This is a genomic window from uncultured Pontibacter sp. (genome assembly GCF_947502515.1).
GTDB lineage: Bacteria > Bacteroidota > Bacteroidia > Cytophagales > Hymenobacteraceae > Pontibacter.
Genome location: NZ_CANNAI010000002.1, coordinates 352,496 through 366,026 on the forward strand (window position 1 = coordinate 352,496; position 13,531 = coordinate 366,026).

Below are 13,531 nucleotides of genomic sequence, written 5' to 3' on the forward strand. Positions count from 1 at the left end.
CAGGCATGGAATACAAGGACTATTACAAAATACTGGGCGTAGAGAAAGCTGCCTCACAGGCTGAGCTCAAAAAGGCCTACCGTGCTTTAGCCAAAAAGTATCACCCCGACAAAACCAAAGGCGACAAAGCAGCCGAGGAGAAATTCAAGGACATCAGTGAGGCCTATGAAGTATTAGGTGATGAACAGAAGCGCAAGCAGTATGACGAGTTGGGCGCTAACTGGCGACACTTCCAGCAGCAGGGCGGACAGTACCAGGGGCGTCCCGGTGGTGGCTATGGCGGCGCTTCTTACGAAGGCGACATGGGCGACATGTTCGGAGGCGGCAGCGGTTTTTCAGATTTCTTCGAGCAGTTTTTTGGCGGAGGGTTCTCGCAGCAGGGGAGCGGTTTCCGATCTGGTAGACGGGCACCTAAAGGGCAGGACTACGAAGCCGAAATGCTTATCACGATGCAGGAAGCCTATAACGGTACCTCCCGTTTGCTGACTGTCAACGGGCAGCAATTGCGAATTACGACCAAACCCGGGGTTTCTGACGGACAGGTGCTTCGGATCAAAGGGAAAGGTGGGCCTGCCATGGCTGGAGGCGCTGCCGGTGATTTGTATATACGCGTACAGGTACAGCCTTTGCCGGGCTTTGAGCGGCAGGGCGATGATCTGCACACCAGACTGAACCTCGACATGTATACCGCCATACTGGGGGGAGAGGTACAGGTCAATACGTTGACCGGTAAAATTAAACTCAAAATACCGGCCGGCACGCAAAACGGGAAAACGCTTCGCCTGCGGGGAAAAGGCATGCCCGTCTATGGGAAAGCAGACCAGCACGGCGATTTGTACGTAAAAATAGAAGTACAGCTGCCTGTGCATCTCACAGAAGAGGAGCGGAGCCTGATGGAGCGGCTTAGAGAACTGCATCAACGCAAGACCGCCAGCGTATAACAGATAGAGAACACCATTAAGCCCACCTTGCCATGTTAATGACCATCGACCATATCAGTATCCATAACCCCATCGAAGATTTTGTTGATAGCCTGGCAGATCGTAACCTGACCTGCTATGCCAGCGACTTACTGGAGCAGCAGGGATGTCAGAGTCTGCAGGAACTGAGCGATGCCGTGAAGCGGGCTACGGAAGTGTGCAATTGCATGCATGTGCCGCTTCAGGAAAATTTTAAAGTGGTGTACCGCTCACGAAACGGCGAAGTGGTGCAGGACTGGCGGCTCTCGCGCATGGCCTATCTACTCACCGCCCTCAACGCCGATTCCAGAAATGCCTTTGTCGCCCAACTGCAACTTGAAATGGTGAAGCAAATGCTACATCATACCTGATTCAAGGAAAGAACCCATCACTAAATTTTCATTCTGCAGCATATCCTCCCAGCCAAACTGCAGGCATAAGCGCTGAAAGTGTTGGGGCAGGGGAGCCTTAAGCTCAGTTATTCCACCATGCACAGGATGCGCAAATGCCAGGGTGGCTGAGTGCAATAGCATGTAAGGTGACTCAAGCCGCTCACGGAACATCTGATTATGACGCCAGTCGCCGTGCCGTTTATCGCCTACGATGTAATGTCTGATGTGCGCAAAGTGTTTTCGGATCTGGTGCATGCGACCAGTTTCCGGTTGCACCTTCACAAGCGAGTATCGGGCTGTGCTGTAGCGCCCAACAGGTATAGGCAGCTCGACAGTAGACAGGCGCTCATAATGCGTCACAGCATCTTGTGGCGCTTTGTGCTTATGGTCCTTATCCGGTCGTATGGGGCTATCGATCGTGTCTTTTTCGGGGGTATAGCCGCGCACGATAGCATAGTATACCTTGTTTACCTGTTTCTCTTCAAAAGCGTTTACAATGGGCGCAACTGATTTCGGATTTTTGGCAAACAGCAGCACTCCAGAGGTACCTCGATCCAGACGGTGTGCGGCATATACCTGGTAACCCAATTGGTCGCGCAGCATTTGCAAGGCAAACTCTTTCTTTTCCTCAGCAATGCGTGTGCGGTGCACCAGTAGTCCATTCGGTTTGTTCACCGCTACATAGCTTTCGTCTTCGTATAAAATCTCTAGCACCTTAAATTATTTTTCTGGCAAAGATAGCCATATATTAAGAATTGACCTGAAAGCTGCCTATACTTGCCGAAAATCGTCAAAAAGAAATTAAAGCATGGCCATATCGTTTGACAACCTGCGGAGAGGGAAAAAATATGTGTTGGAGAATTACGGGGAACGCTTCGAGTTTCAGGTGCTGGACATGCCAGAGGAGGGAGCCTACCGTGTGAAGGATCTCCATACCCTGGAAGTATTCATGCTGCACGACCTGATCAGGTATGGCCGTGGCAAAGACTTTGACATGCAGGAACTCTAAGATCAGGTACTTCGTGTCACCTTGCCCTTCAGGTCCCAATGACTTCGTAGCACTTTCCCGGTTTTGCTATCACGTACGATCTTGCGTACATAGCGCTCCCCTGAAATGGCACCATCCTCCAGCCGCTTGCCGATAAACAAAGTAACCGCCTCTCCGTTTTCGTTGGTGATGAGGGTCAGGTCTTTGCCATTGTAATGCTGGTCAAGTCTGCTGTCAGGCGTATAAAGCTTGTTGAGCTTTTCGATCAGTTTTGGTCCAAGCGCCATGAATCTGGAAGGTATAGTTTGGTTTCGTTGATTAATTCACTGAAAGCAGGTTAAGTTGCGCGCACCAGACCTGGGCATCTTTCGGGTTATGAAATACTTCGTACTCTACGGTATTCACAGTCAGGTCATTAATTTGATTGAGAATCTTGTGTGTTAATAATTCCTGAAACACATCCATCGGTGTCACACGGGCAAATCTTTTAAGAGACGTATGCTTCATCCGACTAGCTGCCAGTTGAGCTAATGCGCGCTGCATCGAAAGGTCTGGTTGAAACCCAATACTATTGTCCGTCACCCAGCTTACTGCCTGGTTTTTAATGGCCATTTCAAATCCTTTATCATAACATTGGATAAGTTTTGATTCGCAAGGGGGAAGGTGCCACTTCAGGTAGATTTGATTGGTATCCGGAAGGTAACTTATATGACAATAATTGTCTTTATAATGATTCATTTAAGTTTATTATCGAATGAGCAGTGTTAATACAATACTTTAAAAGGGGTTTAAAGTTCAAAAAACGTTATATTTAAGAGTGTATTATTAGGATAGTTCAATGATTGACATGGCTAAAGTAACATTAGGTCTATTTAACAGGTAAAAAATACAAGAAGATATATAAGCGCTAATTGTTATGTTGTATGTGCATGAAAATCAGGACTCTTTGGTGCATCAGAGTGAATTTCTGGAGATCAGGGTTAATCAAAGGGAGAAAATCTTACTGTCAAACTGGACAGGCTGGCTGAATACCGAGAAAGGACACACTGGCTGTTTAAAAATACTTGACTATGTAAATGAGTATAAAATTACCAAGATCCTGAATGACAACTCGAAAGTGACAGGGCACTCAGGTGACACGAAATGGATGAACGAGTTCTGGATACCGAAATTGCGTGAGGCAGGTGTAAAATACTTTGCCTGGATCTACTCTTACGAATTCTTTACACAGCTCGAAATTGATAATACAGTGGACAGAAGTACTGGAATTTCCATGCGAACCTTTTTCCTCCCGGAGGATGCCCGCCAGTGGCTGCAGGTTTTCTAACCAGGCGATACATCACTCGTATACCATTAAACAAACTTACCTTATTTATGCAGCCAGACCAGCACGCAAATCACTTCTATGTTTACATCATAGGCGACCAATCGCAGCCTCAGTTAAACATTGGCGTTTCTGAAAATCTTCTACAGCAAATTTCACTTCAGGGTGCTTACGATAGTCAGCCTAAACTGGTGTACTACGAGCATTATGACCGGGAAGAAATAGCGCGGGTACGTGAGCGCCACATCAAATCCTCGGGCCCTGATGAGCACCTTCGCCTCGTTGAATCCATGAACCCAAATTGGCTGGACCTGGCAGATACCTTAAGCTGATTTTTACTCCTCTTTTCAAATTACGTTATACACTATGTTTGCCTTCGGCGTCTGTTCCTTGTACCTTGTAAGGTATAGGGTGGTACGACATGTACCTACCGAAAACAAGCCAACACAATGATAAAACTGCTGCAGCAGCAAAACGAGAACATACGCATGCAACTGCTTGTGCTGGTTGTAGGTGTGCTGCTGCTGCTTGCCAAATTCCTGGCATTTTATCTGACCAACTCCAATGCCATTCTGACTGATGCCCTGGAGTCCATTATCAATGTGGTGGCGGGTGGTTTCTCGTTGTACAGTCTTGTGCTTTCAGCCCGGCCACGGGACCTGAACCATCCCTATGGGCATGGCAAAATAGAGTTTGTGGCCGCTACCCTGGAGGGTTCTCTTATCCTGGTGGCAGGTGGGGCTATCATTCTGAAATCGGTGTATAACTTATTTGAGCCTCAGGTCATCTCCCGACTCGATGCAGGTATATACCTGATTGCAATTTCTGGCATTGTCAATTATATAGTGGGCTACCTGACAGAGCGTCACGGGAACAAGGCCAAATCCATGGCGCTGGTTGCCGGAGGCAAACACCTCAAAACAGACGCCTATTCAACTGCCGGTATTCTGATAGGTCTTTTGCTCCTGTCCCTGACCGGCCAGGTATGGCTTGACAGTGCGGTGGCCATTCTGTTCGGAGCCTTTATCTGCTATACTGGTTACCGCATTTTGCGTGTGTCTCTGGCAGGTATAATGGATGAGGCCGACTATGAGCTGCTAAAGCGTATTGTACAGGTGTTGAATGAGAACCGGCGTGAGAACTGGATTGATATTCATAATCTGCGTGTCATCAAGTATGGTAACACACTGCATATAGACTGCCACCTGACTGTGCCCTGGTACCTGACGGTGTTGGAGGCCCACGAAGAAGTAGAGGCTGTCGGCATGTTGGTACGTGAGCATATTGATCCTGATATTGAGCTTTTCATTCACACAGATCCCTGCGTAGAAGTGTCCTGCCCGGTTTGTACGAAGTCAGATTGTGATGTAAGGCGTGCTCCCTTCAGGAAGCGGGTAGAATGGGATCTGGACAAAGTGATAGCTGATAAAAAGCACGGCATCCAAAACCCGGACGGCAGTGAAAGGTCGGAGGGGAGAGGTACTTAAAATTTTAACAAAAACTTATACCTACCGGTTAAATTAGCGTAGCCAATAGTAAGGCTTGTGGCGTATGGAACGAAAATATACTTACCTGTTTTTTCCCTTATTACTGCTGTTCTGGGCTTGCACGGAGTCTGGGGGAGAGCAGCGAACTGTTTTGCAGCAGAGTGCTTACAGTTACGGCGACAGTGCAGATACACTCGGACTTAGCAAAGCGACTTTCGCCGGAGGCTGTTTCTGGTGCACAGAGGCTTATTTTGAACGGCTTAAAGGCGTGGACCGTGTGGAGTCCGGCTATACGGGCGGGAGTGAAGAGCGTCCAACATACGAACAGGTTAGCAGCGGTAAAACAAGTCATGCGGAATCGGTGCAGATTTGGTACAGGCCAGATGTGATCACTTACCGGGAACTGCTCGAAGTATTCTTCGCCACACACGATCCCACTACACTAAATCGTCAGGGCCCCGATGTAGGCAAGCAATACCGATCGGCCATCTATTACCACGATGAAGAGCAAAGGAGGCAGGCCCGTAATTATATGCGCGCATTAGAAGATGCCGGTACTTTTCGTAACCGGATTGTCACAGAGCTCAAGCCAGCCAGTAAATTCTGGATTGCCGAAGATTATCACCAGGATTATTACCGCAATAACCCGGATGATCCTTATGTAATATCGATTACCCATCCCAAGGTTTTAAAATTCGAAGATGCTTTTCGCAGTAAGCTTAAACCCAGTTACATCAAACAATAGCTGAAGGGCCATCCAAGCTTTTGATCACAGTAAAAACATCTATAAGCGTTTATATCCGTATTAGGACAAAATCTTGTCACTAAAACACTATAAACTATGGATTTTATACTCAACTTACTGGTAAGTGCCGGTGTTATTGTGTTATTGGCCTACATCATGCCACAAGTGCATGTTAAGAGTTTTCTGACAGCGCTCTGGGTGGCTTTTCTGATCGGTTTGTTCAATGCAACCATTGGCTGGCTGCTGCGCGGCGTGCTTAACCTGGTTTCATTTTTCCTGCTGGAAGCCATTATCGGACTGATTGTGACCGCGCTTATGATTAAACTGGTTGATAAACTAGTAGGTAATTTTAAGGTTGACGGCTGGTGGCCAGCTTTTGCGATAGCCATTGCCACAGCTATTGCCTTAGCGCTCCTAGGTTGGGCCCGTGGTGGAGACGATGATTACGCCATGCTTAAAACCAAACCTAATATTGAGCAGTTTTATGCTAAGCAAGGTAGTGAGTCTAACGGTTATACTATTTATCTGTAATAAGGAAACCATAAGTCTTTAATTAACACAGTAAGAGGCGGTATCAGATTCTATGATACCGCCTCTTACTGTGTTAGCTATACAAGGTATAGCAGGGGAGGCCTGCACTATATAGCTTGCAATTGCTCCATTTCTTCATCAGTGAAAATTCTGGACCTGATGTGAAAGCGTAGGCCCAGCGGTATTTCTAAGGAGAAACTGGATCCTCTGCCTGGCACTACATCGAGGGTTAGCTGCGTATGCTTCCAGTATTCAAACTGGTCACGGTTCATGTAAAAATTGCAGCCGTGTACCTGCCCAAGCAACACATCACTGTCTCCAGTTTTAAATTCACCCTCTTCAAAGCACATAGGCTGCGACCCATCGCAACAGCCGCCGCTCTGGTGAAACATCAGCGGACCATGCTTCCCTCTCAGTTCATCAATTACTTTTTTGGCTTCTTCGGTAATTTTTACGCGTTCTAAATCCATATTTTCTTTAAAAAGGAATCCCTGCTTAATTAATTGAGCAGGGATTCCGGTTTTACTATCTCTTAAAAGAAACCGAGCTTATTCTTATCATAGGATATAAGCATGTTTTTGGTCTGGCGATAATGATTGAGCATCATTTTATGCGTTTCACGACCAAAGCCTGACTTCTTATATCCACCGAAAGGAGCATGTGCCGGGTAAGCGTGGTAGCAGTTTACCCAAACTCGTCCAGCCTGTATGGCACGTGGTATCTGGTAGATCTCATGGGCATCGCGTGTCCAAAGACCTGCACCCAAGCCGTACAGCGTATCGTTTGCGATGGAAACTGCCTCTTCAACAGTTTTGAAGGTAGTAACTGAAACAACCGGACCAAAGATCTCTTCCTGGAAAACCCGCATCTTGTTGTTGCCCTTAAAGATCGTAGGCTCAATGTAATAGCCATTCTCAAGACCATTGTTTAGTTTGGCTATACCTCCGCCGCAAAGAACTTCTGCACCTTCCTGCTTTCCGATGTCCATGTAAGACAAAATCTTTTCGAACTGATCGTTAGAGGCCTGTGCACCCATAGTGGTATCTTCGGCAAGCGGATGCCCCACCTTGATGGATTTTGTTCTGGCCACGACACGCTCCATAAAACGGTCATAGATGCTCTCGTGCACAATCAGGCGCGATGGACAGGTGCAGATTTCGCCTTGGTTCAGGGCAAACATGACAGCACCCTCCACACACTTGTCAAAGAATTCGTCATCTGCGTCAGCTATGCTAGGCATGAAAATGTTCGGCGATTTGCCTCCCAACTCCATAGTAACAGGTATAAGATTCTCGGATGCGTACTGCATAATCAGGCGGCCAGTGGTTGTTTCGCCGGTAAAGGCAACTTTGGCAACGCGAGGGGAGGTGGCAAGTGGTTTTCCTGCCTCTGGTCCGAAACCAGTAACGATGTTGAGCACCCCTGGAGGCAGCAGGTCATGAATCAACTCCATCAGCACCATAATACTGGTCGGTGTCTGCTCAGCTGGCTTGAGTACTATGGTGCAGCCAGCGGCCAGGGCAGGGGCTATTTTCCAGGTCGCCATTAGCAGCGGAAAATTCCAGGGTATAATCTGGCCTACTACGCCGAGTGGCTCCTGTAGATTGATGCTGATCGTTGTTTCGTCGAGTTCAGACATGGAGCTTTCGTCTGCTCGAATCACACCGGCAAAGTAACGGAAGTGGTCGATGGCCAGCGGAAGGTCTGCTGCACGGGTCTCACGGATGGCTTTGCCGTTATCAATAGTTTCAACCCGGGCCAGCATTTCCAGGTTTTTCTCCATGCGGTCGGCAATGGCGAGCAGAATATTACTGCGTTTCGTGGCAGATGTTTTTGACCAAGATGTAAAGGCATGGTGCGCAGCATCCAGCGCACGATCAATGTCGTCCTTAGTGCCACGTGCAGCCTTTGTAAATGGTTTGCCGTCAATGGGAGAGAGGTTGTCAAAGTATTCCCCATTTGCCGGTGCTACCCACTCACCACCGATGAAGTGTTCATACTTTTCTTTGAATTGAGGGCGTTCCAGCACGTTTTGTGCTTCAGCTGTCATATCTAGAGTTGCCATAAAATAAAGGTTTTGGTTACATGGCTAATCTCCTGACTTATATCTTTTTAAACTAAACTTATTGTCTCAAAAAATGTATCTTTAATATCAGAATAAGACAGGATTATAGCCGTTTAAGATATATGCCCATAAAACATCAACTTCAACAGCTGCCCACACTAAAAGAACCGGCGCTTACGACGCTAGTGGAGCATCGTTCGGCCTACACACTTGAGAACTGCGAACTAAATGTTTTTGAAACGCATCAGGCCGCGGAGAAAGTGAGCCTCGTTTTCAATGATCTTGTCCTGACAAGTATGTTGCGTGGCAAAAAGGTGATGCACTTGTTCGGTAAGCAGGGATTTGATTATCTGCCAGGCGAATCGGTCATTGTGCCACCCAATGAGTTGATGAAGATTGATTTTCCTGAGGCTGAGCGTGATAATCCTACACAATGCATTGCACTTGCCATATCACAGGAGCAAATTCAGACAACTGTCGCTTTGCTGAATGAGCGGTACCCGAAGGTAGAGCGGAATGCTTGCTGGAGTATTGACCAAGAAATGTTTCACCTGGTGAACAACCAGGATCTAGCTGATATCATTAACCGGCTAATCCGGATCAGCATCAATGAAAAGAACAGAGAAAAGGATATTTTAGCTGGCTTAGCACTGCGCGAGCTGCTTGTGAGACTGATGCAGACGCAGGCCAGGCAGCTTTTTGAGACAAATTATGTGAGTCTGGCAACCAACAACAGATTTGCGCATATCATCAAATACATCAAAGACAGTATTCGGGAGAAGATCGATGTAGACAAGCTAAGCGACAAAGCCTGCATGAGCCGGGCCAGTTTCTTCAGGAAATTCAAAGAGGAATTTGGCTATACACCAGCCGACTATATTTTAAAGGAGCGCATCAGACTTGCGAAAGACTATCTGCGCAATCCGCTTAACTCTGTCACACAAGCTTGTTATATGGCAGGATTTCAAAATCTGAATTATTTTATCCGTGCTTTTAAAAAAGAAGTCGGGCTCACACCAAAATCATTTCAGCAGCAGCATAATTAATGATTAGCGTTTAGATCACTCTACTTAACATAAAGTATATTATCAGTGACACTTATTATAGAGTATTAATACTCGTATATAATCAGTCTTATAATTTATATTATGTTAAGTAATAAATATGAAAATAAGAAAGGGAGCCTGTAATAAGCTCCCTTTCCTTCTTTTATCTTAGCGAGTAAGATTAGTTTTTCAGTTTCTTACCGATTCTCTCTGCATCAGCAGTACGCTTCAAACGTGTATATACACGCTGCAGGTTGGCAAGTGTTGCCTGATCTTCAGGCTGGATTTCAAGCGCTTTCTCAAAGTATGGCAATGAAGCTTCGTAGTGCTTGATAGCCTGCTTCTCCAATGCCGGACCTTGCTTCTTGTAAGTCGCGTAGTCCATTTTGGCAGCTTTGTTGTTGAACTCGCTACCCTTGTTGTACTCCAGTACACCTAGGTTAAAGAAACCGTCGAAGTTATTTGGATCTACTTCTACTGCTTTCTTATAGTTTTTGTAAGCAGCATCGATGTTTCCTTTGCGCTCTTCCAAGTTACCACGAACCGCATAAAGGCTGGCATTCTTCGGATCAGCTTCAATAGCTTTGTCCAGCTTAGCCATTGCCTCGTCAGCACGGTCGTTTTTCAGGTAGTAACGCAGTTCTTCCTGCATCAGGTATACACTGTTCGGGTGCTTCTCCAGCCCAGCAGCAATAGACGCCATTACTTCTTCGTCGCTCGCTTCTACGGCCTGCTGCAACTGAATTTTGTTTTTGTAAACATCTTCAGTTGTATGACCAATACCGATCAATTTATCATAATACTTAATAGCTGAGGCATAATCCTGCTTGGCTGTTGAAGCGTAAGCAGCATAAAGCACAGCCGTTGTATCTGAAGGATTTATCTTAGAAGCCATGTCATACTTGGCAATGGCATTGTCCCAGTCCTGGTTGTTGTGAAACTCAACTGCCTGGTTCAGGATCTGACCGTACAAGATCTCCATACGCTCTGGCACCATCTTACCGAACTGACCGTTTTCACCGTCAATCTCCAGCGTTTTGTTGAATGAAGCAAGTGCCACTTCCGGAGTTTTCTCTGTAGCCAGTTTTCCGTAGATTGGGTGGCCGATCAGGTCCTGGTTGATTACACCATGATAGAACCAGGTTTTGGCTTTGTCTTGCGTCTTTTTGTGCTCTGTGGCTTTATTGATGTCTTCTAGCGCTTTGTCAAGCGTACCGTTCTTGTGATTAAGCACGGCGCTATTCACGGCTGAGTTCTGAGCGACAGCAACCTGAACGCTTACGGCTGCCATGGCTGTCATCAGTATTTTTTTCATACTATTCAGAGATTGGTTTTTGTTTGTTTGTTAAACGATTAATAAATAAAATAAAATTCCATTTTACAGATTAAACTTCATCCTCAGTTGCTTTCGGATCTATCTGATTATCAGGTTGCAAGGAGTCTTCCGGTTTCAGTTCTGACTGCTCCATCAGGGCTTCAGCTACTTCTTCTTCGTTCTCCATCTCCACTTTTGCCACGGATGAAATCTGGTCGCCTTCTGTCAGTTTGATCAGTCGTACGCCTTGTGTAGCGCGGCCAATCACACGTATATCAGCTACGCGAAGTCGGATTGTGATACCTGAGCGGTTAATGATCATCAGGTCATCCGTATCTACCACGCCTTTGATAGCCACCAGATTGCCGGTTTTGTCCGTTACGTTCAGGGTCTTTACTCCTTTTCCGCCGCGGTTCGTTATACGGTATTCTTCCAGCAGTGAACGCTTTCCAAATCCGTTTTCAGATACTACCAGCAGTTCTGTGTTCTCGTTTTCTACACAAACCATACCAACTACCTTATCGTCAGCTCCGGCCAGTGTTACACCGCGCACACCAGCAGCGTTTCGACCCATCGGTCTCACCTGATGCTCGTTGAAGCGGATAGCTCGTCCGGAACCCAGCGCAATGATGATTTCGCTGTTGCCTGTGGTCAGCTGTACGTCCAGCAGACGGTCACCGTCATTGATCGTGATCGCATTGATACCATTGGTACGTGGTCTGGAGTAAGCCTCCAATACGGTCTTTTTGATCGTGCCTTGCTCAGTACAGAATACCAGATTGTGGTTCAGCACGAAATCCTGGTTTTTAAGGTCGCGCACATTGATCACAGCCCGAATCTTATCGTCCTTCTCAATGTTGATCAGGTTTTGGATAGCACGTCCTTTGGTGGTCTTCCCTCCTTCCGGAATCTCGTACACCTTCATCCAGAACACGCGGCCGAACTCTGTGAAGAACAGCATGTGATGGTGGGTGCTCGCAACAAACAGGTGTTCTGTAAAGTCGCTCTCTTTCGAAGCGGCTACTCCACGTGAACCAACACCGCCACGGCTCTGGCTACGGTATTCGCTTAGCGAAGTACGCTTGATGTAACCTTCGTGCGATATAGTGATCACCATGTTCTCTTCCGGGATCATGTCCTCGTAAGAAATATCGCCGGTAGAGGCCTCGATGCTGGTACGACGTACGTCGCCGTAACGCTCTTTTATTTCATTTAGCTCGTCTTTGATGATCTGCATACGCAGGCCTTCATCATTCAAAACAGAAGTAAGGTAGTCGATCAGTTTCATGATCTCGGCATACTCTGCCTGGATCTTGTCACGCTCCAGACCGGTCAGACGCTGCAGACGCATGTCAAGGATAGCACGAGCCTGAATCTCTGACAGGGCAAAGCGCTCCATCAAGCCATTGCGGGCGATCTCCGGGTCACGTGATGAACGGATCAGGTTGATCACTTCGTCCAGGTTGTCCAGGGCGATCAGCAAGCCTTCCAGGATATGGGCACGCTTTCTGGCTTCGTCCAGTTCATACTGTGTTCTGCGGATCACGACTTCGTGTCGGTGATCTACAAAGTGATGAATCAGGTCTTTCAGATTCAGCGTCATCGGGCGGCCTTTTACCAGGGCCACGTTGTTCACGCCAAACGAAGACTGCAATTGTGTGTACTTGTATAAGTTGTTGAGTACTACGTTAGGTATTGCGTCGCGCTTCAAGTCATACACGATGCGCAAACCGTCTCGGTCAGACTCGTCACGCAGGTCAGCTATACCTTCGATTTTCTTCTCGTTGATCAGGGCAGCAGTCTTCTCAATAAGAGAAGCCTTGTTCACCATGTAAGGAATCTCCGTAACGATGATCTGCTCCTTGCCAGTAGAAGTTGTTTCGAAATTAGCGCGTCCACGCATCAGCACACGGCCACGACCTGTTTCGAAAGCGGCCTTCACGCCATCATAACCATAGATGATACCGCCAGTCGGGAAGTCCGGCGCTGTGATGTAGTGCATCAGTTCAGCTATCGTGATTTCCCTGTTGTCGATATAAGCGATCGTACCGTTGATGACTTCGGTCAGGTTGTGCGGCGCCATGTTTGTTGCCATACCTACCGCAATACCGGACGTACCGTTTACGAGCAGGTTCGGGAACTTAGCTGGCATAACAGACGGCTCCTTCAGAGAGTCGTCGAAGTTCGGCACGAAGTCTACCGTGTTTTTATCGAGGTCAGCGAGCAGCTCGTCGGCTATACGCTTGAGGCGGGCCTCAGTGTAACGCATTGCAGCCGGTGAATCACCGTCAATGGAGCCGTAGTTACCCTGACCGTCAACCAGCGGGTAACGCAGTGACCACTCCTGTGCCATACGCACCATGGTCTCGTATACCGAGGAGTCACCGTGCGGGTGATACTTGCCCAGCACCTCTCCTACGATACGTGCTGACTTCTTGTAGGACTTGTTATAGGATACCCCCAGTTCAGACATACCGTACAGTACACGGCGGTGTACTGGCTTCAGGCCGTCTCTCACATCGGGTAAGGCTCTGGAAATGATAACAGACATTGAGTAGTCGATGTATGCACCGCGCATCTCGTCTTCAATGTTGATCGGTATTATTCGTTCGCCTTCGTTCATGTTCAAGGTCTAAATAATAGTTTTGTGTTGGTTGATATACTTTTCAGGCGGAAGCC

Annotated in this window: 16 protein-coding genes; 9 read left to right on the forward strand and 7 right to left on the reverse strand. The window is 47.3% G+C overall.

The window, feature by feature from the left end; translation table 11 throughout:
* The first annotated feature begins 5 nt into the window (after positions 1-5).
* Together Q1A54_RS06255 and Q1A54_RS06260 are read left to right on the forward strand one after the other, a co-directional pair.
* Positions 6-941: a J domain-containing protein gene (locus tag Q1A54_RS06255; protein WP_299985946.1), complete on the forward strand. Its 936-nt coding sequence runs from the start codon at positions 6-8 to the stop codon at positions 939-941.
* Positions 942-973: 32 nt separating this feature from the next.
* Entirely contained in the window at positions 974-1,330 is a 357-nt protein-coding gene (locus Q1A54_RS06260) for a hypothetical protein (RefSeq protein ID WP_230391969.1), read from the forward strand.
* Here the strand turns inward: Q1A54_RS06260 and Q1A54_RS06265 are convergent.
* The gene (locus Q1A54_RS06265) at positions 1,316-2,065 is read right to left on the reverse strand and encodes a pseudouridine synthase (RefSeq protein WP_299985948.1); all 750 of its coding nucleotides are present in this window, start codon (positions 2,063-2,065) and stop codon (positions 1,316-1,318) included. The two genes, Q1A54_RS06260 and Q1A54_RS06265, sit on opposite strands and share 15 nt — an antisense overlap.
* Before the next feature lie 94 nt (positions 2,066-2,159).
* Here Q1A54_RS06265 and Q1A54_RS06270 point away from each other — a divergent pair, with 94 nt between their 5' ends.
* Positions 2,160-2,360, forward strand: a complete 201-nt coding sequence (locus Q1A54_RS06270; RefSeq protein WP_007656593.1) for a hypothetical protein — start codon at positions 2,160-2,162, stop codon at positions 2,358-2,360.
* A 2-nt stretch (positions 2,361-2,362) separates the two neighbouring features.
* Here the strand turns inward: Q1A54_RS06270 and Q1A54_RS06275 are convergent, their stop codons facing one another.
* Positions 2,363-2,626 carry a hypothetical protein gene (locus tag Q1A54_RS06275; RefSeq protein WP_196114829.1) on the reverse strand — a complete coding sequence of 88 codons (264 nt, stop codon included), beginning with the start codon at positions 2,624-2,626 and terminating at the stop codon, positions 2,363-2,365.
* 31 nt (positions 2,627-2,657) lie between these two features.
* On the reverse strand, positions 2,658-3,077 hold the full coding sequence (locus Q1A54_RS06280) for a hypothetical protein (RefSeq protein WP_299985953.1): 420 nt from the start codon (positions 3,075-3,077) through the stop codon (positions 2,658-2,660).
* Between the two features lie 178 nt (positions 3,078-3,255).
* Here Q1A54_RS06280 and Q1A54_RS06285 point away from each other — a divergent pair, with 178 nt between their 5' ends.
* From Q1A54_RS06285 to Q1A54_RS06305, 5 genes are all read left to right on the forward strand, one after another.
* A complete protein-coding gene (locus Q1A54_RS06285) occupies positions 3,256-3,666 on the forward strand; it encodes a hypothetical protein (RefSeq protein WP_299985955.1) in 411 nt (136 codons plus the stop codon).
* Positions 3,667-3,713: 47 nt separating this feature from the next.
* Positions 3,714-3,995, forward strand: coding sequence for an excinuclease ABC subunit C (locus Q1A54_RS06290; RefSeq protein WP_196114832.1), 282 nt, complete (start codon positions 3,714-3,716; stop codon positions 3,993-3,995).
* 117 nt (positions 3,996-4,112) lie between these two features.
* Positions 4,113-5,150, forward strand: coding sequence for a cation diffusion facilitator family transporter (locus Q1A54_RS06295; protein ID WP_299985958.1), 1,038 nt, complete (start codon positions 4,113-4,115; stop codon positions 5,148-5,150).
* 64 nt (positions 5,151-5,214) lie between these two features.
* The gene (gene msrA, locus Q1A54_RS06300; RefSeq protein ID WP_299985960.1) at positions 5,215-5,895 is read left to right on the forward strand and encodes a peptide-methionine (S)-S-oxide reductase MsrA; all 681 of its coding nucleotides are present in this window, start codon (positions 5,215-5,217) and stop codon (positions 5,893-5,895) included.
* A 96-nt stretch (positions 5,896-5,991) separates the two neighbouring features.
* Entirely contained in the window at positions 5,992-6,426 is a 435-nt protein-coding gene (locus tag Q1A54_RS06305) for a phage holin family protein (RefSeq protein WP_196114835.1), read from the forward strand.
* 107 nt (positions 6,427-6,533) lie between these two features.
* On the opposite strand, the gene Q1A54_RS06310 is transcribed toward Q1A54_RS06305, so the two are convergent.
* Together Q1A54_RS06310 and Q1A54_RS06315 are read right to left on the reverse strand one after the other, a co-directional pair.
* On the reverse strand, positions 6,534-6,896 hold the full coding sequence (locus Q1A54_RS06310; protein WP_299985964.1) for a DUF779 domain-containing protein: 363 nt from the start codon (positions 6,894-6,896) through the stop codon (positions 6,534-6,536).
* A gap of 62 nt (positions 6,897-6,958) precedes the next feature.
* Positions 6,959-8,491 (reverse strand): aldehyde dehydrogenase family protein, encoded by a 1,533-nt coding sequence (locus Q1A54_RS06315; RefSeq protein ID WP_196114837.1) that lies wholly within the window; start codon positions 8,489-8,491, stop codon positions 6,959-6,961.
* A 122-nt stretch (positions 8,492-8,613) separates the two neighbouring features.
* On the opposite strand from Q1A54_RS06315, the gene Q1A54_RS06320 reads away from it, so the two are divergent.
* The gene (locus Q1A54_RS06320) at positions 8,614-9,537 is read left to right on the forward strand and encodes an AraC family transcriptional regulator (RefSeq protein WP_299985966.1); all 924 of its coding nucleotides are present in this window, start codon (positions 8,614-8,616) and stop codon (positions 9,535-9,537) included.
* Between the two features lie 181 nt (positions 9,538-9,718).
* Here the strand turns inward: Q1A54_RS06320 and Q1A54_RS06325 are convergent, their stop codons facing one another.
* A complete protein-coding gene (locus Q1A54_RS06325; RefSeq protein WP_299985968.1) occupies positions 9,719-10,852 on the reverse strand; it encodes a tetratricopeptide repeat protein in 1,134 nt (377 codons plus the stop codon).
* A 70-nt stretch (positions 10,853-10,922) separates the two neighbouring features.
* Positions 10,923-13,475: a DNA gyrase subunit A gene (gene gyrA / locus Q1A54_RS06330; RefSeq protein ID WP_299985970.1), complete on the reverse strand. Its 2,553-nt coding sequence runs from the start codon at positions 13,473-13,475 to the stop codon at positions 10,923-10,925.
* Positions 13,476-13,531 lie beyond the last annotated feature (56 nt).

Bases quoted from the DNA above. Each gene is read 5' to 3' on its own strand.
- Q1A54_RS06270 (WP_007656593.1), top strand. From the start codon at position 2,160: ATGGCCATATCGTTTGACAACCTGCGGAGAGGGAAAAAATATGTGTTG.
- Q1A54_RS06320 (WP_299985966.1), top strand. From the start codon at position 8,614: ATGCCCATAAAACATCAACTTCAACAGCTGCCCACACTAAAAGAACCG.
- Q1A54_RS06295 (WP_299985958.1), top strand. From the start codon at position 4,113: ATGATAAAACTGCTGCAGCAGCAAAACGAGAACATACGCATGCAACTG.
- msrA (WP_299985960.1), top strand. From the start codon at position 5,215: ATGGAACGAAAATATACTTACCTGTTTTTTCCCTTATTACTGCTGTTC.
- Q1A54_RS06290 (WP_196114832.1), top strand. From the start codon at position 3,714: ATGCAGCCAGACCAGCACGCAAATCACTTCTATGTTTACATCATAGGC.
- Q1A54_RS06255 (WP_299985946.1), top strand. From the start codon at position 6: ATGGAATACAAGGACTATTACAAAATACTGGGCGTAGAGAAAGCTGCC.
- Q1A54_RS06260 (WP_230391969.1), top strand. From the start codon at position 974: ATGTTAATGACCATCGACCATATCAGTATCCATAACCCCATCGAAGAT.
- Q1A54_RS06325 (WP_299985968.1), bottom strand. From the start codon at position 10,852: ATGAAAAAAATACTGATGACAGCCATGGCAGCCGTAAGCGTTCAGGTT.
- Q1A54_RS06310 (WP_299985964.1), bottom strand. From the start codon at position 6,896: ATGGATTTAGAACGCGTAAAAATTACCGAAGAAGCCAAAAAAGTAATT.
- Q1A54_RS06305 (WP_196114835.1), top strand. From the start codon at position 5,992: ATGGATTTTATACTCAACTTACTGGTAAGTGCCGGTGTTATTGTGTTA.
- Q1A54_RS06275 (WP_196114829.1), bottom strand. From the start codon at position 2,626: ATGGCGCTTGGACCAAAACTGATCGAAAAGCTCAACAAGCTTTATACG.
- Q1A54_RS06280 (WP_299985953.1), bottom strand. From the start codon at position 3,077: ATGAATCATTATAAAGACAATTATTGTCATATAAGTTACCTTCCGGAT.
- Q1A54_RS06315 (WP_196114837.1), bottom strand. From the start codon at position 8,491: ATGGCAACTCTAGATATGACAGCTGAAGCACAAAACGTGCTGGAACGC.
- Q1A54_RS06285 (WP_299985955.1), top strand. From the start codon at position 3,256: ATGTTGTATGTGCATGAAAATCAGGACTCTTTGGTGCATCAGAGTGAA.
- gyrA (WP_299985970.1), bottom strand. From the start codon at position 13,475: ATGAACGAAGGCGAACGAATAATACCGATCAACATTGAAGACGAGATG.